Raw genomic sequence first — 18,871 nt, 5'->3', positions numbered from 1 at the left:
GTATGACGCAGCTCACAAACCATACCAACAACCGAAGCGAGGTGAGGACCAGTGAAGAACATCAAGGTGGCACACGACCGCAGGGACGAATGGGACAGGAGCCATTTCGAACTCTGGGCGGCGGAGCTTCAAAGGAGGGAAACCCGCGTCACTTCCGCGGCATGGGTTGGTTGGCACGAAGAAGAGGAAGACCCTGCGTAATTCGGATAATTTCCGCGCCAAGTGGATATTCCCTCCGGCAGTGGCTGCCTAGAGTCGCTTGCAGGGCAAATATGACGCACGTCATATTTGCGTAACATCGTCATCGCGGGAAAGGGTTCGGCACATGTCAGCACTCAAGGGCAGGACAGCAATTGTTACCGGCGGAGCCACCAAGGTTGGCCAAGGCGTGGTCACCGCATTGCGGGACGCCGGGGCCACGGTGGTGGTGGCAGATATAGACCCCGACGGCGCCACTCTCACCGCCGGGCTGGGCGAGAGGATTACCTACTCCCACACCGACATCACTGATGACGACGCAATGGAGCGGCTGATCAGCCGGACGGCCGCCCAACACGACGGCTTGGACATCCTGGTCAACCTCGCCTGCACTTACAAGGACGACGGCGCAGCCTCCGGGCGAGCCGACTGGCTCGAAGCACTCAACGTCAACCTGGTCAGCGCCGTGGTGGCGAGCAATGCAGCCCGCCCCTACCTGAAGGCCTCCGGCCACGGCGCCATCATCAACTTCACCTCCATTTCCAGCTCAGTAGCCCAGACCGGCCGCTGGCTCTACCCGGCCAGCAAAGCAGCCCTGGTCCAGGTCACCCGCAGCATGGCCGTGGACTTCGCAGCGGACGGCATCCGGGTAAATTCCGTGAGCCCCGGCTGGGTGTGGAGCAACATCATGGACTCCCTCAGCAACGGGAACCTGGAGAAGACAGATGCCGTAGCGGCTCCGTTCCACGCACTCAAGCGCGTGGGCCGACCCCACGAGGTGGGTGCCGTTGTGGCGTTTCTCGCCGGCGACGAAGCAAGTTTCGTGACCGGCGCTGATTGGGCCGTCGACGGCGGCTACTCGGCCCTGGGGCCTGAACGCGCTGAAGAAACCATTCCCCTGCTTGCCTCCAACTGACCATCGCAACCAGACCAGAAAAGGGAAACATCATGACGCAACGCCACATCACCATCGTCGGCGCCGGCCAGTCCGGGCTGCAGCTCGGCATCGGCCTGCTCGACGCCGGCTACCAAGTGACCACCATCTCCAACCGCACTCCCGAAGAGATTGCCGAGGGCAAAGTAGCCTCCAGCCAGTGCATCTTCCACAACGCCCTGGAGCACGAGCGGGACCTCGGGCTGGATTTCTGGCCGGACGCGCCAACCGTGGACGGGATCTCCTTCACCATTCCGCACCCGGAACTGCCGGGCGAGAAGGCCATCAGCTGGGCTTCCCGTTTGGACCACCACGCCAAGTCCATCGATCAGCGGGTCAAGTTCCCCAAGTTCATGGAGGAGTTCACCGCACGGGGCGGCGAGCTGGTGTTCGAAGATGCAGGCGTCGCTGAGCTGGAGAAATACACGCAGAACTCGGATCTGGTGATTGTGGCCGCCGGCAAGGGTGAGATCGCCCAACTGTTCACCCGCGACGCCGAACGCAGCACCTACGACGCACCGCAGCGGGCACTGGCCCTGACCTATGTGAAGGGCCTGAAGCCGCGGGAAGAGTACTCCGCGGTCTCGTTCAATCTCATCCCCGGCGTTGGCGAATACTTCGTCTTCCCGGCACTGACTACGTCCGGCCCTTGCGAAATCATGGTCTTCGAAGGAGTTCCGGGCGGCCCCATGGATACATGGAAGGGCCTGTCCCCCGAGGAACACCTGGAGAACTCCAAAAACATCCTTAACACCTTCCTGCCGTGGGAGGCCGAGCGTGCCACGGATGTGGAACTGACCGATCCCAACGGCGTGCTTCAGGGACGTTTTGCACCTACCGTCCGCCACCCGATTGCCACATTGCCCAGCGGCAGGCAGGTACTGGGCCTGGCCGACGTCGTGGTGTTGAACGATCCCATCACCGGGCAGGGTTCCAACAACGCCAGCAAGTGCGCAGCGTCGTATCTGGCCAGCATCATCGCCCACGACGGACAGGCCTTCGATGCACCGTTCATGCAGGCCACGTTCGAGCGCTATTGGGATTACGCCCAGCACGTTGCACACTGGACAAATGCCCTCCTGGCACCGCCGCCACCCCACGTCCTTGAACTCCTGGGCGCCGCGAACAGTGAGCCGGACATTGCCCACCGCTTTGCCAACGGCTTCAACCACCCACCGGAATTCCAGGAATGGTTCATGTACCCGGACAAAGCTGCTGACTACCTGGCCGGCCTCTCTGCCGCCAAGGTTTCCTAGCACAACCCTGCTAATAAGGACTCCGTTATGCGCAAGATAGCAATTATTGGGGCCGGCGAATCCGGCGCCCAACTGGCCTTGGGCCTCCAACGGGACGGCTACGCAGTGACGCTTCTGTCCGATCGTTCCGCGGCCCAGATCCGGACCGGCAAAGTCATGTCCAGCCAGTGCATGTTCCCCACAGCCCTGGACGCCGAGGCCCAGATGGGGACGGCACTCACCGGGTTTTACGAGTCCGGTTCCGTCCCGGGAATCACCTCCATCCGGCTTCGGGTGGATGCTAAGGACCCCATTGAGTGGGAAGCACCACTGGACGGCCCCGCCCGCTCCATAGATCAGCGCATCAAAAGCGCCCTCTGGATCGAGACGTTCATAGCGGCCGGGGGTGATTTCCGCATTGAGAAAGTCACCCCGCGGATGCTCGAGGAACTCGCCCATGACTACGAGCTGGTCATTGTCAGCACCGGCAAGGGCGAGATCGGCCAGATCTTTCCCCGGGATAAGGCGAAGTCGCCCTTCGACCGCCCGCAGCGCGTGCTGGCCCTCAACTACGTCAAGACCGACGGCGGCGCTTCCGCCAGCTCCGACACTGCGGACAGTAACGCCATCCGCATGTCCATGGCCCCCGGCGTCGGCGAGTTTTTTACGTTCCCGGGCCTAACCGTGTCGGGCCCCTGCCGCATGATGGTGTTCGAAGGGGTGGTGGGCGGCCCCATGGACCGCTGGACCGACGTCGGGAGCCCGGAGGAGCAGCTCGAACGTTCGCTGGAAATCCTTCGAGAGCATTTCCCGCACGAGGCAGCGAACTTCGCCGACGCGGAACTGACGGATGATGGCGCCACGCTCCTGGGTCGCATCACACCCACAGTGAGGTCTGCCGTTGGGGAGCTTGGCAACGGGAAGTTGGTGTTCGGGCTCGGCGACGCTGTGGTCCTCAACGATCCTCTTACCGGGCAGGGCTCCAACAACGCCACCTTGGCAGCGAAGTACTACCTTGACGCGATTGTTCGCCGCGGTCAGCAGGCTTTTGACCGGACCTGGATGGAGCGCACGTTCGATGAGTTCTGGCGGGGCTGGGGGCAATGGGCGGTGGAGTGGACCAACGATCTCCTGAAACCGCGCAGGGATCATCAGAAGACGCTGCTGAGTGAGGCCGCGGACCATCCGGCGCTGGCAGCAAGCATCGTTAGCGGTTTTGATGACCCGCGGACGTCGTACCCCTGGTGGTTTGACTCTGCTGCCGCCGCGGACTTCATGCAGGCCAGGAAAGAAGAGGACACCTCGGTCTTCGATGTCCGTGATTTCCGGAGTGCCCTGGGCCAGTTCGCCACCGGCGTCACCGTGGTCACCACGGTGGCGGCGGACGGCCGAAAGGTAGGCATGACCGCCAACTCGTTCACGTCGGTGTCCATGGAACCGCCGCTGGTGCTTTGGTGCCCCAGCAAACGCGCGCCCAGCCTGGGCGATTTTGAGGATGCAACGCACTTTGCCATCAACATCCTGGCCAGTGACCAGCACGTCCTCTCACGCCAGTTCGCAACGCCGGCCGCGGACAAGTTTGTGGGCGCGGAAACCACCGAGGGAATCGCCGGCGTTCCGCTGCTGAACGGTGCCGTGGCAACCTTCCAGTGCCGCACAGTTTCGCGACATGACGCCGGGGACCACGTCATCTACGTGGGTGAAGTGGAAAGCTACAAGCACGACGGCGGCGCTCCCCTGGTGTTCCACGGCGGCAAGTACCACGCCACCGCCAGCCATCCGGATTTCTAGCGGCCCTCTTTTGAAAGGTGCGGATATGGACGATTCAGTTGACATGGATGGCTCGGTGGATGTGGCCATCATCGGTTCCGGCATCAATTCCTTGGTGGCGGCGGCGGAGTTGGCCTTGGCCGGTAAGCGCGTGTGCATCATTGAGCTCTCGGACCGGCTGGGAGGGTTCATACATTCCGCTGAGAGGACCCTTCCGGGCTTCCTCCACGATTCTTTCTCCTCCTGGCACCCGCTGTTCGTCTCCGGCGCCGCTTACGGGGCGTTGGGTAAGGAACTCCATGCCCGGGGCTTGGAGTATTGCAATACCACCGGCGCGGTGACGGCCAGTGTCGCTTCGGACCCGACGAGCGGTGCCTATCGTGTGGTCATCGCGCACCGGGATCCCGCCGAAACGGCGGCCGCTTTCAAGGAGCCCCGGGATGAAGCCGCGTATCTGGCCATGTTGGATGATTTGGGCCGCAATGCAGGAACGGTGTTCGGCGCTTTCGGAGCCGAGCTTCGGTCCTTTGGGGAGGTGGCCAGGATTGCGTTTGGCGCCGTACGCCGCGGGCGCTTCCAAGGAACGGAAGCGTTCGTCCGGGATTCCGTGATGAGCGGCCGGAATTACGTCCGCAGCCGCTTTGACGGTTGGGAAACGGACCAGCTGTGGTCACCGTGGCTCCTGCATGCAGGACTCGGCCCGGACCAAGCCACCGGCGGAGTGATGCTCCCGGTGATGGCCATGAGCATGCACAGCTTCGGGCTCCCTATTGTGAAGGGCGGAGCTTCGAGGTTCGTGGAAGCTTTTGAGTCGTTGCTGCGCGAGAACGGGGTCCGCATCATGCTGGGCACTGAGGCTCAGGAGATTCTGGTGGCTGGCGGGTCAGTGGCCGGCGTCCGCACTTCCCAAGGTGTGGTTTCCGCCGGAACCGTGCTCGCCAACGTTTCGCCCCAGGCCCTGTATACGCGGCTTCTTCGCCAGCCACCGGCCGGTACTGCCGACGCCGCCGAACGCTACCAGAATGGCCGTGGAGCCATGCAGGTCCATCTGGCTTTGGACAAGCCTGTGGAATGGCTCGATCCCCGGCTCAACACCGTACCGCTGGTTCATATCAGCAATGGCTCGGACAGCACCGGGATTGCCTGCGCCCAAGCCGAAGCCGGACTGTTGCCCAACGAACCCACGGTGGTGGTGGGTCAACAATGCGTCCTGGACCCGTCGCGGGCCCCGGAGGGTAAAGCCACGTTATGGCTGCAACTGCAGGAAGTGCCGTTCGCCCCCGTAGGCGACGCTGCGGGCGAGCTGTCCGTTAACAACGGCTGGACTGACGAGTTGAAGCACGGATATCTGGAGCGGGTCCTTGCCCGGTTGGAGCAGTTTGCGCCTGGAACACGTGCCACAGTTCTTGCCGCAGACATCCTTGCCCCAACGGACCTGGCAGCGGCTAACCCCAACGCCGTCAACGGCGACCCCTATGGCGGCTCCGCGGAGCTGTTCCAGAACCTGCTGTGGCGGCCTTTCCCGGCAGCGGCGGGCCACCAAACCGGCGTCGAAGGCCTCTGGCACATTGGCGCATCAACTCACCCTGGCCCCGGACTTTCCGGCGGTTCCGGCCACTTGGTGGCCCAGAAACTCACCGCACCACCCTCAGCACTTTCCCGTCTTCAAGCAGCACTTAAACCAAGCAAGCGATAGGAGAACAATGTCTGTTCTGGCCGGGCTCACTGCAGCCCTTTCGAGTGGTTCAGTGGAAATCATCGATCTCACCACACCACTCAGTTCCGAGACCCCCATCCTGAACCTGCCCCAGCCGTTCGCGAACACCGTGGGCTTGTCCGTTTCGCCGGTGAGTAATTTCGACGACGCCGGCCCGGCCTGGGCGTGGAACGACGTCACTGTGGGCGAACACGCCGGGACGCACCTGGATGCTCCGGTTCACTGGATCACGGGCAAGGACGGCAAGTCTGTGGACCAGATTGAACCGCACCGGCTGGTTGGCCCCATCGTGGTGATCGACAAGACCACCGAGGTTTCCGCGGACCCTGATTTCCTGCTGGAACCGGAGCATTTTGAGCAGTGGCAGTCTGAGCATGGGTTGTTCCCGGAGAACTGCTGGGTGATCTTCCGGACCGGTTGGGCGGCTCGCGGCGCTGACGCTGCGGCTTTCGTCAACGCGGACGACGCCGGACCCCACACTCCCGGGGTCTCCGCGGCAGGTGCGAAGTGGCTCGCCGGAAACGCCTCGATCTCCGGTTTCGGTGTGGAGACCGTGGGCATCGACGCGGGGCAGGCCGGCGGACTGGATCCGATGTTCCCCGTTCATTCATTCCTGCTCGGGGCGGACAAGTACGGCGTGACCTCACTGCGGAACGTGGACCGGCTCCCTGTCACGGGCGCCACGCTGGTGGTGGCCCCGTTGCCGATCGTCGGCGGCACGGGCAGCCCCAGCCGCGTGTACGCCCTGGTGGAAAAACATGTGGTCGAAAAAGATGCGGCGGAGAAAGCATGAGTGGGCAGGAACGGGTTTCAGCGCTGGTAGGCAGGACCTTGGCGAAGCTCGGCGTCGGGCACGTTTTCGGGGTGGTGGGCTCCGGGAACTTCGAGGTCACCGGAACCCTCATGGCCCAGGGCGTCCCCTTCACCGCGGCCCGGCACGAGGGCGGTGCTGCCACCATGGCGGACGCGTATTCGCGGATGTCCGGGAAAGTCGGTGTGGTCACCACCCATCAGGGCTGCGGGCTGAGCAATGCCATCACTGGGATCGGGGAAGCCGCGAAAAGCCGCACCCCCATGATCGTGCTCACCGCCGACACCCAGGCCGCGGCCATCCGCTCCAACTTCAAAATCGACCAAGACAACCTGGCCCGCAGCATCGGCGCTGTGGCCGAGCGGATTCACTCCCCCGCCACCGCTGTGGCAGACACTCTCAGGGCCTACCGCACCGCGGTCAACGAGCGCCGCACGGTAGTCCTGAGCCTGCCCTTGGACATCCAACACGCCCCAGCCCCAACTGCGGCAGATGAGGTGAGTGCCGTCGTCGTGCCTGAGCCGTTGAAGATCCGCCCTGACGCCGCCGCCGTTGAGCAGCTGATGGCGCTGATCACGGCCGCCGAACGGCCCGTGTTCGTCGCCGGCCGCGGAGGACGCGGTGCCCGGGACGAAATCCTGGAGCTGGCACGCCATGCCGGCGCGCTGGTGGCCACCTCGGCAGTGGCGAGCGGGCTGTTCAACGGCGACTCCCACAATCTGGGCATCTCCGGCGGCTTCTCATCCCCTGTCACAGCGGAGTTGATCAGCGGCGCGGACCTGATCGTGGGCTGGGGTTGCGCACTGAACATGTGGACCATGCGCCACGGACGACTCATCTCCACCGGCACCACCGTGGTGCAGATCGACGTCGAAGACTCAGCCCTCGGCGCCAACCGGCCCATCACCCTGGGTGTGCTGGGCGATTCCGCGCTGACGGCTGCGGATGCCCTGACGGCGCTGCGGTCTGCGCAGCCGGAACCCGCCGGGAAGTACCGCACCGAAAACAACGCCCTGGCCATCAAACAGAGCTCACGGTGGCGGGACGTGCACACCGAGGACCTGTCCACGGCAACATCCATCGATCCTCGCGTCCTCACCCGCGAACTGGATTCGCTGCTGCCTGCCGAGAGGATCGTGGCCGTGGATTCGGGGAACTTCATGGGCTACCCCAGCCAGTATCTTGCCGTGCCGGATGAGTTCGGTTTCTGTTTCACCCAGGCATTCCAAGCGATCGGGCTTGGCCTGTACACCGCGATTGGTGCTGCCGTGGCTCAACCACAGCGATTGCCGGTTCTGGGGGCGGGTGATGGCGGGTTCCTCATGGGCATCAGCGAGTTGGAGACCGCTGTCCGCCTCAAACTCCCCCTGGTGTGCATCGTCTACAACGACGCAGCTTACGGAGCAGAGGTGCACCACTTCGCACCCGAACACACCGAAGCCGAACTCGCCAGCGTGGTCTTCCCGGAGACGGACATCGCCGCCATAGCCCGCGGATTCGGCGCTGCAGGAGTGACCGTCCGGACCGTGGGCGACCTCGACGCTGTGCGCCCATGGATCGCGTCCTACGAAGCCGGAACGCAGGACCGTCCCTTGGTGATCGACGCGAAAATCGCCTCCGACGGCGGCTCGTGGTGGCTCGCCGAAGCATTCCAAGGCCACTAGCGGGGAGGGGCAGTGCTTCCGCGGACAACCAGCTCGGTGGCAACTTCGAGTGCGGCCGTGGAGCCCTTCCCCTGATCGATCTGCTCCGTGAGCATGCCCACCGCCATGGACGCCAACTGCGCAAGCGGCTGGCGAACCGTGGTGAGGGGAGGTGAGGTGAGGGCTGCCTGGGCGATGTCGTCGAATCCCACAACGCTGAGGTCGCCGGGGATTTTCAAGGACCGTTGCGCTGCCGCGTTCATGACGCCGAGGGCCTGTAAATCGCTGCCCGTGAAGATCGCGGTTGGCCGCTCCGGCAAATCCAGAAGCTCCCCGCCCAGGCGGGACCCGGATTCGATGCTGAAATCACCGTCCCGGACGAACTCGGGAAGTACCGGCAGCCCGGCTTCGTGCAGGGCTGCCGCGTAGGCAGCGTAACGGGCACGTCCATGGCCCGGGCTGTGGACGCGACCGGTAATGATGCCAATGCGCTCATGCCCCAGTTCAAGAAGATGGGACACCGCCCGCAACGCTCCTGAGAACGACGCCGGGCTGACGCTGGGTATCTGCAAACCTTGGGAGCCTTCGGGATCGATGGCTACTGCGGGGATGTTCAGCGTCCGCGCCAACTCCACCAACGGGGAACCCTGCCGCGGGGCCAGAAGCATCACACCGTCAAGCCGGTTGCTGGAGGGTTCACGCAGCTTTTGCCAGTTCTCCGCGGTGGCGTTCACCGCCCGTGTGTAGGCCACGGTGTACCCCAGACGGGTGGCCGCAGCCTCCACTCCCTCCATGGTTTCCAGCACCCACGGGGAATCAAAGTTGTTCACCACCAACTGCAGCAGTCCGGGTTCGCTGGGTGAGTTCCTCTTGGTGTAATCCAGCTCCTCCAGGGCCTGCTGGACGCGGGCGCGCGTAGCCTCGGAAACATGCGAACGGCCGTTGAGCACCTTGGACACGGTGGGCACCGAAACGCCTGCAGCCGCGGCCACATCTGCAATCTTGGGGCGCGGAGTGGCGGTCAACGGGGCGGTCCTTGAACTCATGGGGATACGGGAGCGGCAATGCGCTGGGTGGTTGCCCGGAGGACCGGCGCAGTGTCCACCCGCACGGGTCCAACCCTAACACTGCCGTGTTCAGGAGAGCCCAGGGGTGACGCAGCGAAAATCCCCAGTTCAGCACCGATCCACCGGCCCTCCACAACGTCAAAATCCCAGATGGGAATCTGCCACGGATCCGTAGGACCAACACGCCACGCAAACGTTGCTTGAGGGGCCTCATCGGTTCGGATCTGAAGCTCAATCCGAGGGCCCGGGAGTGCCACGGCGCGCCCTATGTGCTGTTCGTGCGGACCTTCGCTTCCGGTACCGCTGCCCAGGACATAACCGTGTTCCGTGCGGACGATGCCCAGCCAGGCGTACCGCTGACCCAAAACCACGACGCCGGCCCGGGTGCCAACGGGGACATCGTCCAGTTCCACGGTGGTGGTGAAGGTGGACGGTTCACCGGGGAGGATCTGGGCCAGGACGTTGGGGAGTTCACGGAGGTTGATGGGATCGTTGGCTTGCGGACGAAGGACCAAATGCCCTCCTCCACAGGTGGAGAGCCATTCATCCCGGGGGTTCGCCTGCCAGTGCCACTGCCGCCCCAGGCCAGGAGATGTGAAGTTGTCACTGGTGGGTGGTGCAATGTCTTCAGGCGAGGTGCCCACCGGGTAAGGGTGGCTCAGAACCGGGGTTCCCGGTCCGCCGTCGTCAGCTGTTTTGCCCATCCAGGGCCAGCCGTCCGCACCCCAACCCATGGGCTGGAGATGGACCACCCGGCCGTAAGCCCCCCGGTCCTGGAAGTGAAGGAACCAGTCTTCACCTTGGGGAGTAGTAACCCATGCACCTTGATGCGGGCCGTTCACCGGAGAATCGCCCTGTTCCAGGACCCGCCGTTCCTCATAGGGCCCAAAAGGCGACCGCGAGCGGAAGACCGACTGCCACCCGGTGGCCACGCCGCCCGCCGGAGCGAAGATCCAGTACCAGCCGTCGCGCTTGTAGAACTTGGGCCCCTCCAGGGTGGTGAACCCCGGAAGGTCCTCGCCGTTGATGACGTGGGTTCCGTGATCCAGAAGCTTTGAAGCATCAGGGCTCATCCGATGTACCGTGAGCCGGTTCTTCACCCCGATCCGGCTCTTGGCCCAGCCGTGCACCAGATATGCGGTGCCGTCCTCGTCCCACAAAGGGCAGGGGTCAATGAGGCCACGGCCGGCATAGAGAAGATGGGGTGCGCTCCAAGGGCCTTCGGCTTTGTCCGCGCTGAGGACGAAGATCCCATGGTCCGGATCCGGATAGAAAATCCAGAACTTGCCATCGTGGTGGCGCAGCGCCGGCGCCCACACGCCACTTCCGTGCCGCACCAGAGAGTAGTGCCCCACCTGAGGGAGTTCGGGCAGGGCGTGCCCGGCATGCTCCCAATCCACCAGGTTCTTGGAGCGAAGCACCGGCAACCCGGGCACCCGGTTGAAGCTGGAGGCAATGAGGTAATAGACGCCGTCCACCTGGATGGCATCCGGGTCCGGCCAGTCGCCGTTGAGTATGGGGTTGTTGTAGACGGGGATGCGGTGTCGGTTTCCCATGGTTGTCATGATGTCCTGTCGGGAGTGCTGCTGAAGTGGTGGAGAAGGAGTTCCTCAACGTGCCGGTTGCTGGTTATTCGGCCGTCGTGGACTAGGGCGTGGAGGCTGAGGCGGAGCGGATGTGCCCGGTCCGCCGTGGCTGGCTGGTTCCACGCGACGGCGGGACCGGCACCTGCATAGCCTTCCGTCCGGACGAACCACGGGAGCAGATTGCCGGGCTCCTGCGCCAGGACCACGCTGACGTCCTTTCCCCCTTGCCTGATCCCCACCATGAGCCAGGGAGAGAGGGATCCGTGGGCGGCCACGGTTCCGGCTCCTTCTGAACACAGGACCTCCGCCGGAGTGTCACCGGACGCAAAGCGCCAGAAGATGCCGCCATAGCCGGCGCCAGCGCGCCCCTTGACGGCCGACGACGACACGGACAACCGTTCCACCTCGGCCGCTGGCCGGAGTACGGAATCAAAGGAAAGGCTCCAGGTATCTGCGGCGTGGTGCATCCGGCAGTTGTAACTCCGTTGCTCCAATGCCAGCTCTCCACCGTCACTGCCAAACCAGGTCACCGTGCCCTCGCCTGTCCCCTCCGTGAAACGCCAGTTGGAGGGGACTTGGCGGCCGTGGTTGGGAAGAACCTCCGGGCCCCGCCGGGTAAAGGTGGATCCGCCCCAAAAGTTGCTTCCGTTCACGTCCGAGAAAGCGAGAGACAGTCCCAAGTGGTGCGGGTGATCGGCAGGACCGGCTTCGGTGAGCGTCACACCGCCCAAAGTCCGGAGGGGATGAAGGTACGGCCTGGGTGCCAGCACCGCTGCCACATCAACGCCATTGCGCACCTGCGCCACGGTTGCGCCTTGGAGCTGGAAGCTTCCCATTCGACCTCCTTGTGATGGGTTGGCGGCTTGGTGAGGTTCAGCATAGTCAGACCAGAAAGCGTTCGGCAACTCTTCATGAAAGTTTCTTTCAACTATTTTCCACACCAGCACTCTTATGTGTTGACAGTCACAGCAAATTGTTGCTAGAAATCGTTTACTCAGTAATTTTTCTCCCCATCCTTGGTCTACATCGGGATTCAGGTCTCACATCGAGTTGCTATCAGCACAGAAAGTTTCTGTTCGAATACTCGAAAAAACCTGTATCCGGGTGCCGGGATGGGGCATCAGAAAGGCGTCATTCAATGAAGAAGACAACAAACACTCCCATACCACGCAGGGTTGTCCTGGGGGCGGCGGTGGTGGCCGCGGGGCTTGCCCTCAGCGCCTGCGGCGGAGGCGGGGCCGGCACCTCCGGCGCTGGCAGCAGCGGCGGCAACGTGGAACTGAACTTCGTCTTCTGGGGCGATGCCAACCGGGCCAAGATGACCGAAGCTGCCCTGCGGATCTTTGAGAAAAAGAACCCCGGCATCACGGTCAAAACCGAGTACCAGGACAGCGCACCCTACGCCGATAAGCTCGCTACCCGCTTTGCCGGCGGAAACCCGCCGGACGTCCTGGCCATGGCCAACCGCAGCCTCCTTGAGTACGCACAGCGTGGAACCCTCGCGGACCTCAAGTCACTCCCGGAGCTGAACCTGGACAAGGTTCCGGAAACCACCCTCAGCCGTGGCGAGGTTGACGGGAAGCTTTACGGCCTCGCTACCGGCGTGACCACCATCGGCATGGTGGTCAACAAGACCATCACGGACCAGGCCGGCGTCACCATCCCGGACGACAAGACCTGGAGCTGGGAGGACTACGCCAAGTTCGCCACCGAAGTCACGCAGAAAACCGGCGGGAAAGTCTACGGAGCGGGCTACGACGTCGCCACGGAAACAGGACCCATCATGCTCGCGCGCCAACGCGGTGAGGATTTCTACACCAAGGACAACAAGCTCGGTGTCAGCGAGAAGACCATCGAGGACTGGTTCCAGTACAGCGTGGACCTCCGTAAAGCCGGCGGCTATCCGCCCGCAGGATTCTTCGAGCAAATTGGCGGCTCGCCGGCGCAGTCCTATCTCGCGAAGGGCACGGTCGCTTCGCAGATCATCCCCATCAACAACTTCCGTGGCTACAACGAGGCTGTTGAGGGCGAGGTTGTCCTGCTGCGCATTCCAGGCGAAACAAGCGGCGAGCGCCGTGGCTACTCCGCCGACCCCACCATGCTGTGGTCAATCGCGGCCAAGTCCAAGCACCCCAAGGAAGCAGCCAAACTGGTGGACTTCCTGACGAACGACGCTGAAGGCGCCGCCGAGGTCCTCACCCAGCGCGGTGTCCCCATCAACCCGGAGGTGGCCGATTCCATCACCCCCAAGCTGAGCGCGGATGACAAGACGTTCGTGAACCTGATGGCCGCCATCCAGGAAGAGGACCTGCCGCCTGCCTACGTCTATCCGAAAGGTGCCAGCGTTGTAGCCGATACCCTCAAGCAGCTCACCACGGAAGTGGAGTTCGGCCGGATCAGCCCCGCTGATGCAGCGAAGACCTTCATGGAGAAGAGCAATGCAGCAATCAATAAGTAAGCCTGTGGCTGCTTCCGAAGGGGTTTTGAAGCTATGACAGTTCTGACCAAACAGCCGCGGGGAGCAGCCCCGGCGTCGGCCTCGCCTGGCGGCGCACCACGCATCCGCCCTTCCCGGCGCAGGAAGCAGCGCTCCGGGTATCTCTTCCTTCTCCCGTGGTTCCTGGGAATGTTGTTTACCGTCATTCCGTTCTTCGCCTCGCTGTATCTGGCTTTTACGGATTACAACCTCTTCACTGAGCCCAACTTTGTGGGGTTGGCCAACTTCCAGGCCATGTTCGAGGACCCACGGCTCATTCAGTCGCTGAAGGTCACTTTCATTTACACCTTCGTCTCGGTGCCTATCTCCCTCGCTGTTGCCTTGTTGGTTGCGTTGGTGCTGAACCGGGGACTTCAGGGCTTGTCGATTTACCGCTCTGTCTACTACCTGCCCTCTTTGCTGGGCGGCAGCGTGGCAATCGTGATGTTGTGGCGCTACATTTTCGGCAACGACGGAATCGTGAACGGGTTCCTTGGGATCTTCGGGATCCAGGGCCCAGCCTGGGTCACAGATCCGCAGTTCTCCCTGAGTACCCTCATTGTGCTGAACGTGTGGACTTTCGGTTCCCCCATGGTGATCTTCCTTGCCGGCCTGCGGCAGGTTCCCGGGATGTATTACGAGGCCGCCTCCATTGATGGGGCTTCCAAGTGGCGGCAGTTCCGCAGCATCACACTGCCCCTGATCAGCCCCATTATTTTCTTCAACCTCATCATGCAGCTCATCGGTTCATTCCAAACGTTTACGCAGGGCTATGTGATGAGTGGGGGCACCGGCGGCCCGGCGGACTCCACGCTGTTTTACAACCTGTACCTGTACCAGAAGGGCTTCACCGAGTTTGAGATGGGGTATGCCTCGGCCATGGCCTGGCTGCTGTTGATGATCATCGCGATTTTCACAGCCATCAATTTCATCGCATCCAAGTTCTGGGTCTTCTACGACAATTAAGGCAACCCCATGGCACTCCTTGATTTACCTCTCAAGCGCAAGCTGGCCAAGCAGGACCAACCCGAAGACGCCCTGACGGGAACCCCGGCTTCCCGCTTCTCACGGCACCTGATCCTCTGCCTGGTGGGGCTGGTAATGCTCTACCCGCTGTTGTGGCTGATTTCCAGTTCGATGAAGCCCAGCAATGATATTTTCCGGCAGCTGGGTCTGTGGCCGGAGAACTGGGATTTTTCCAACTACGCCCAGGGCTGGACTGCGCTGGACCAGCCGTTCCACGTTTACCTGATCAACTCCATGATCGTGGTGATTTTCTCCATCATCGGCAACATTTTCTCCTGCGCCCTGGCTGCGTACGCCTTCGCGCGGATGGAATTCACCGGCCGGAAGTTGTTCTTTGCCCTCATGCTGGGAACACTCATGCTGCCGGGCCACGTACTCCTGGTCCCGCAATACATCATCTTCTCCCAGCTCGGCTGGCTGGACACCTACCTGCCGCTGATCGTCCCCAACTTCATGGCCACCAATGCCTTCTTTATCTTCCTCATGGTGCAATTCATGAAGTCGCTGCCCAAGGAATTGGATGACGCAGCCCAGATTGACGGGTGCGGGCCGTTCCGGACTTTCATCCGGGTCATCCTGCCCCTCTGCGTGCCGGCCATGGCCACTACGGCCATTTTCACGTTCATCTCCACATGGAATGAGTTCTTTGGTCCGCTGCTCTACATCCAGAACCAGGACCTGTACACCGTTCCCTTGGCCCTTCGTGCCTTCATGGACTCGGAAGGGCAAAGCATGTGGGGGCCAATGTTCGCCATGTCAGTGGTGTCCATCGCCCCCATCATCGGCTTCTTCATAGCGGGGCAGAAGTACCTGATCAACGGCATCGCCACCACCGGACTCAAATAGCCACATCCAGTATCTGCAACACCAACCCAGACAAGACAAGACAAGACAAAGGAGTTTTGCATGCGCCTGCGACCATTACTCGGCGCGTTTACCGCCGTCGTTATTCTTGGAAGCCTTACCGCTGCGCCCGCCCGGGCAGAAACCCAGGCCAGCGGCACCAACGCCCCGGCCGAAGCGGCAGCTCTGTGGAAGCAAAGGCCGGACGGTTTCGCATCCCTGCCCGGCAACGGGCTTGAGGGCACCACCGGAGGCCAGGCGGGGAGGCACGTGAGCGTGTCCTCACTGGAGGAACTCAAAACCTACGCCGCGGCCGAGGAGCCACTGGTCATCTTCCTAAAAGGCAGCATCACCGCACAGGACTACGTCAAGATCCCTGTGACCTCGAATAAGAGCTTCATCGGCACCGGAGCAGGAGTGGAGCTGGTCAACGCGGGCTTCAAGCTCATCAACGTTTCCAACGTCATCTTCAGGAACTTTACTGTGCGCGATTCCTACATTCCTGGCGATTGGGACGGGAAGCGCCCGGATAACGACCGCGACGGTATTCAGCTCGATACCTCCCACCACGTCTGGGTGGACCACATGAAGTTTGAGCGCATGGGTGACGGGATGATCGATACCCGCAAGGACTCGGACTACCTGACCTACTCGTGGAACGTCTTCGCGGACAACAACAAGGCACTGGGTGTCGGCTGGACCAGCAACGCGGTCACCAAAATGACCATCCATCACAACTGGATCCGCAACACTGTCCAGCGGAATTTCAGCCTGGACAACACCGCCGCAGCCCACGTTTACAACAACTACCTCCAGGACATCGGCCAGTACGGCATGATGGGCCGCAACGCCGCGAAGGTGGTCCTTGAGGACAACTACTTCACCGCCGTGGCAGATCCTGTGGTGGCCAAGGACCCTGCAACGGAAATCGTGAATCGTGGCAACATCTTCGATTCCACGCGTGGACGCAAGGACAACGTGGGCAGCGCTTTCGAGCCCACGCAGTTCTACGCCTATTCCAAGGACAACGCCGCCACGGTACCCGGCTTGGTTTCCTCCAGCGCCGGACCCCGTGAAAACAAGGCACCGAATACGACGGCGGAGGTGACGGTGGCGCTGGACGGCACCGGCGACTTCGCGAGTGTGCAGGCGGCCATCGGATCGATTCCGGTGGGCAACACCCAGCCCCGAACCATCACCATCAAGCCCGGCTTCTACAGGGAAGCGGTAAACATCTGGGCTGACCGACCCAACGTGACGCTGCGCGGAGCAACAGATGATCCCGCCGACGTCGTCATTTCCTATGACACCCCTGCAAACGGCGCAAAGTTCTTCGGCGGGACCTGGGGTGCGGCCGGAAGTGCCACTCTCAACGTCCTGGCGGAAAACACCACGGTCCGGAACCTCACAGTGGAAAACGCTTATGACGAGGCCGTTCACGGAGGTAGCCAGGCCCTCGCGGTGCGGACGGTGGCAGACAAAATCACCTTCGAGAACACCAGGTTCCTCGGCAATCAGGACACCTACCTCGCAGACACCACGGGCCGGGATGCGACTGCCCGCACCTATCTGAAAAACTGCTACATCGAGGGTGACGTGGACTTCCTCTACGGCCGGGGCACCGCAGTGTTTGACGGCTGCACCATCCACTCCCTGGACCGCGGCAGCGATACCAACAACGGCTACATCGTGGCGCCCAGCACCAAGAACTCCAACCCCTACGGTTTCCTGATCGTGAACAGCACGCTGACTTCTGACGCAGCGCCTGGAACCGTCAGCCTGGGGCGCCCGTGGTTTGCCAGCAGCGACCCCAATGCGCACCCCATGGCAGTTATCCGCGACTCGAACCTGGGCAACCACATCGCCGTTCAGGGTTGGTCGGACATGAGCGGACATGCTTGGACGGAGGGCCGCTTCGCGGAGTACAACAACACAGGACCCGGCGCGTACATCAACGAGTTCCACCCGCAGCTCACGGCGCAAGAGGCCCTGAAATTCACCAAGGACACGTTCCTCGGCGACTGGACTCCGGCGGCAGGTGCTTGAGATGCGGGACGCACAGAAGCTGAACATCCGACGCCGGTCCCTCCTCACCGCTGGACTGGCGGCTGGCACTCTGGCCTCCGCCGGCCTCTTCAGCCCGGCAATGGCGGCACCGGCAACTGACGGTGCCCCGTCCGGCGTCGATCCCCACGGCTGGGACGAAGCCGGGCTGCCGGTGAACCGCGGAAGCGGCGGTTCCTGGACGCCGGCACCCGAGGGTTTCGCCGGCGTCGCATCCCACGGCCGTGACGGTACCACCGGTGGAGCGGGCGGCCGGCTGGTCCATGCCCGCACGCCGGAGGAGCTCCGCGCCTTCGCGAAAAGCCCTGAAGCGCTGGTGGTGATCCTGCACGGCACCTTGGAGTTCATTCAGTACGAGAAACTGACGGTGACCTCCAACAAGTCCTTCCTCGGCGCCGGCGCTGGGGTTGCAGTGGTCAATGCCGGCTTCAAGCTGGTCAACGTGGCCAACATCGTGTTCCGCAACTTCACACTCCGGGATTCCTACATTCCCGGCGACTTTGTGGGAAAACGCCCTGACAATGACAGGGACGGGATCCAAATGGACACCAGCACCCACGTCTGGGTTGACCATATGCACTTCACCCGGCTGGGCGACGGCCTGGTGGATATCCGGAAGGACTGCGACAACGTCACGCTGTCCTGGAACGTCTTTTCAGACCACAACAAGGCCCTCGGAGAGGGTTGGACCCAGAACGTTATTACCCGGGTGACGCTGCATCACAACTGGATCCGGAACACGCACCAGCGCAACGCCAGCCTGGACAATACGGCCGCCTCGCATGTTTACAACAACTACCTGGAGAACATTTCCAGCTATGGCATGCTCGGGCGGAACGCTGCCTTGCTGCTGGTGGAGGGCAATTACTTCCGGGACGTCCGGAACCCGCTTCACCACCAAGGGCCCGGCGGTGCGCTGGTAGCCCGGGACAATGTTTTCGAGGACTGCACCGGGAACACCGGCCAGGAACGGGGCTCAGCCTTCCACGTTCCCTACTCCTATGACCTGACCCCCACCAAGGCCGTTCCGGCGCTGGTACGTGCCTTCGGCGGGCCCTTGGCCGGGACCGAGCCGGCGCTCCGGGACGTCATCACCGTGGCATTGGACGGAACGGGCGATTTTGCCAGCATCCGGGCGGCCGTTGGCGCAATCCCTGCGAATAACCCACGAGCTGTCACAGTGCTGCTGCAACCGGGGATTTACCACGAGCCCGCGGTGATATGGGGCGACCGCCGGAACATCACACTGGCCGGGGCAACGGGAAATGCGGAGGATGTCATCCTGACCAACAGCGAAGGCGTCACCCTGCTGGTGGCTGCGGACGGTTCTGCCTTGCGGGACCTCACTGTCACCTCCGATACCCCTCAGTCCGGGCACGTCCTGCTGGTCACAGGCATCGGAGTGAGCCGTACCAACGTGGCGGTGCTGAACGGTACGTCGGGGTAACCCAACTGAGTCGCAGCACAGGCCGCTCCAAGCCCTCGGAACGGCCTGTGCTGC

15 protein-coding genes are annotated in these 18,871 nt (G+C 62.6%); 12 read left to right on the top strand and 3 right to left on the bottom strand.

Annotation, left to right across the window (positions count from 1 at the left end; translation table 11 throughout):
• Positions 1-51 precede the first annotated feature (51 nt).
• From ABI796_RS01355 to ABI796_RS01325, 7 genes are all read left to right on the top strand, one after another.
• On the top strand, positions 52-201 hold the full coding sequence (locus ABI796_RS01355) for a hypothetical protein (protein WP_170224910.1): 150 nt from the start codon (positions 52-54) through the stop codon (positions 199-201).
• Positions 202-325: 124 nt separating this feature from the next.
• Positions 326-1,114: an SDR family oxidoreductase gene (locus ABI796_RS01350; RefSeq protein ID WP_141283410.1), complete on the top strand. Its 789-nt coding sequence runs from the start codon at positions 326-328 to the stop codon at positions 1,112-1,114.
• 32 nt (positions 1,115-1,146) lie between these two features.
• Positions 1,147-2,388: a styrene monooxygenase/indole monooxygenase family protein gene (locus ABI796_RS01345; RefSeq protein WP_141283409.1), complete on the top strand. Its 1,242-nt coding sequence runs from the start codon at positions 1,147-1,149 to the stop codon at positions 2,386-2,388.
• Positions 2,389-2,415: 27 nt separating this feature from the next.
• Positions 2,416-4,158 carry a flavin reductase gene (locus ABI796_RS01340; RefSeq protein ID WP_141283408.1) on the top strand — a complete coding sequence of 581 codons (1,743 nt, stop codon included), beginning with the start codon at positions 2,416-2,418 and terminating at the stop codon, positions 4,156-4,158.
• Positions 4,159-4,183: 25 nt separating this feature from the next.
• A complete protein-coding gene (locus ABI796_RS01335; RefSeq protein ID WP_246095769.1) occupies positions 4,184-5,833 on the top strand; it encodes a phytoene desaturase family protein in 1,650 nt (549 codons plus the stop codon).
• Between the two features lie 7 nt (positions 5,834-5,840).
• A complete protein-coding gene (locus tag ABI796_RS01330; RefSeq protein ID WP_141283407.1) occupies positions 5,841-6,647 on the top strand; it encodes a cyclase family protein in 807 nt (268 codons plus the stop codon).
• The gene (locus ABI796_RS01325) at positions 6,644-8,329 is read left to right on the top strand and encodes a thiamine pyrophosphate-binding protein (RefSeq protein ID WP_141283406.1); all 1,686 of its coding nucleotides are present in this window, start codon (positions 6,644-6,646) and stop codon (positions 8,327-8,329) included. Before ABI796_RS01330 ends, ABI796_RS01325 begins: the two co-directional genes overlap by 4 nt.
• On the opposite strand, the gene ABI796_RS01320 is transcribed toward ABI796_RS01325, so the two are convergent.
• The 3 genes from ABI796_RS01320 to ABI796_RS01310 are packed head-to-tail and all read right to left on the bottom strand — an operon-like array spanning position 8,326 to position 11,797.
• On the bottom strand, positions 8,326-9,354 hold the full coding sequence (locus ABI796_RS01320) for a LacI family DNA-binding transcriptional regulator (protein WP_141283405.1): 1,029 nt from the start codon (positions 9,352-9,354) through the stop codon (positions 8,326-8,328). The genes ABI796_RS01325 and ABI796_RS01320 overlap by 4 nt on opposite strands.
• Positions 9,351-10,931 carry a glycoside hydrolase 43 family protein gene (locus tag ABI796_RS01315; protein ID WP_141283404.1) on the bottom strand — a complete coding sequence of 527 codons (1,581 nt, stop codon included), beginning with the start codon at positions 10,929-10,931 and terminating at the stop codon, positions 9,351-9,353. Before ABI796_RS01315 ends, ABI796_RS01320 begins: the two co-directional genes overlap by 4 nt.
• A 5-nt stretch (positions 10,932-10,936) precedes the next feature.
• Entirely contained in the window at positions 10,937-11,797 is an 861-nt protein-coding gene (locus ABI796_RS01310; protein WP_141283403.1) for a PmoA family protein, read from the bottom strand.
• Positions 11,798-12,099: 302 nt separating this feature from the next.
• On the opposite strand from ABI796_RS01310, the gene ABI796_RS01305 reads away from it, so the two are divergent.
• The 5 genes from ABI796_RS01305 to ABI796_RS01285 are packed head-to-tail and all read left to right on the top strand — an operon-like array spanning position 12,100 to position 18,817.
• The gene (locus tag ABI796_RS01305; protein ID WP_141283402.1) at positions 12,100-13,419 is read left to right on the top strand and encodes an ABC transporter substrate-binding protein; all 1,320 of its coding nucleotides are present in this window, start codon (positions 12,100-12,102) and stop codon (positions 13,417-13,419) included.
• Between the two features lie 33 nt (positions 13,420-13,452).
• The gene (locus tag ABI796_RS01300; RefSeq protein WP_141283401.1) at positions 13,453-14,403 is read left to right on the top strand and encodes a carbohydrate ABC transporter permease; all 951 of its coding nucleotides are present in this window, start codon (positions 13,453-13,455) and stop codon (positions 14,401-14,403) included.
• Positions 14,404-14,412: 9 nt separating this feature from the next.
• Positions 14,413-15,309: a carbohydrate ABC transporter permease gene (locus ABI796_RS01295; protein WP_141283400.1), complete on the top strand. Its 897-nt coding sequence runs from the start codon at positions 14,413-14,415 to the stop codon at positions 15,307-15,309.
• Between the two features lie 60 nt (positions 15,310-15,369).
• Complete coding sequence (locus ABI796_RS01290; protein WP_141283399.1) at positions 15,370-17,352, top strand: pectinesterase family protein; 1,983 nt, start codon at positions 15,370-15,372, stop codon at positions 17,350-17,352.
• A 1-nt stretch (position 17,353) separates the two neighbouring features.
• Positions 17,354-18,817, top strand: a complete 1,464-nt coding sequence (locus ABI796_RS01285; protein ID WP_141283398.1) for a pectinesterase family protein — start codon at positions 17,354-17,356, stop codon at positions 18,815-18,817.
• The last annotated feature ends 54 nt before the right edge of the window (positions 18,818-18,871 follow it).

It is taken from the genome of Paenarthrobacter aurescens, from assembly GCF_041549525.1.
GTDB classification, from domain to species: Bacteria; Actinomycetota; Actinomycetes; order Actinomycetales; family Micrococcaceae; genus Arthrobacter; species Arthrobacter aurescens.
The sequence above is the reverse complement of the archived record's forward strand: the minus strand, read 5'-3'. Positions and strand labels throughout refer to the sequence as shown.

Coding starts and splice junctions, on each gene's coding strand:
- ABI796_RS01350 (WP_141283410.1), top strand. CDS start 326: ATGTCAGCACTCAAGGGCAGGACAGCAATTGTTACCGGCGGAGCCACC.
- ABI796_RS01345 (WP_141283409.1), top strand. CDS start 1,147: ATGACGCAACGCCACATCACCATCGTCGGCGCCGGCCAGTCCGGGCTG.
- ABI796_RS01340 (WP_141283408.1), top strand. CDS start 2,416: ATGCGCAAGATAGCAATTATTGGGGCCGGCGAATCCGGCGCCCAACTG.
- ABI796_RS01335 (WP_246095769.1), top strand. CDS start 4,184: ATGGACGATTCAGTTGACATGGATGGCTCGGTGGATGTGGCCATCATC.
- ABI796_RS01330 (WP_141283407.1), top strand. CDS start 5,841: ATGTCTGTTCTGGCCGGGCTCACTGCAGCCCTTTCGAGTGGTTCAGTG.
- ABI796_RS01325 (WP_141283406.1), top strand. CDS start 6,644: ATGAGTGGGCAGGAACGGGTTTCAGCGCTGGTAGGCAGGACCTTGGCG.
- ABI796_RS01320 (WP_141283405.1), bottom strand. CDS start 9,354: ATGAGTTCAAGGACCGCCCCGTTGACCGCCACTCCGCGCCCCAAGATT.
- ABI796_RS01315 (WP_141283404.1), bottom strand. CDS start 10,931: ATGGGAAACCGACACCGCATCCCCGTCTACAACAACCCCATACTCAAC.
- ABI796_RS01310 (WP_141283403.1), bottom strand. CDS start 11,797: ATGGGAAGCTTCCAGCTCCAAGGCGCAACCGTGGCGCAGGTGCGCAAT.
- ABI796_RS01305 (WP_141283402.1), top strand. CDS start 12,100: ATGAAGAAGACAACAAACACTCCCATACCACGCAGGGTTGTCCTGGGG.
- ABI796_RS01300 (WP_141283401.1), top strand. CDS start 13,453: ATGACAGTTCTGACCAAACAGCCGCGGGGAGCAGCCCCGGCGTCGGCC.
- ABI796_RS01295 (WP_141283400.1), top strand. CDS start 14,413: ATGGCACTCCTTGATTTACCTCTCAAGCGCAAGCTGGCCAAGCAGGAC.
- ABI796_RS01290 (WP_141283399.1), top strand. CDS start 15,370: ATGCGCCTGCGACCATTACTCGGCGCGTTTACCGCCGTCGTTATTCTT.
- ABI796_RS01285 (WP_141283398.1), top strand. CDS start 17,354: ATGCGGGACGCACAGAAGCTGAACATCCGACGCCGGTCCCTCCTCACC.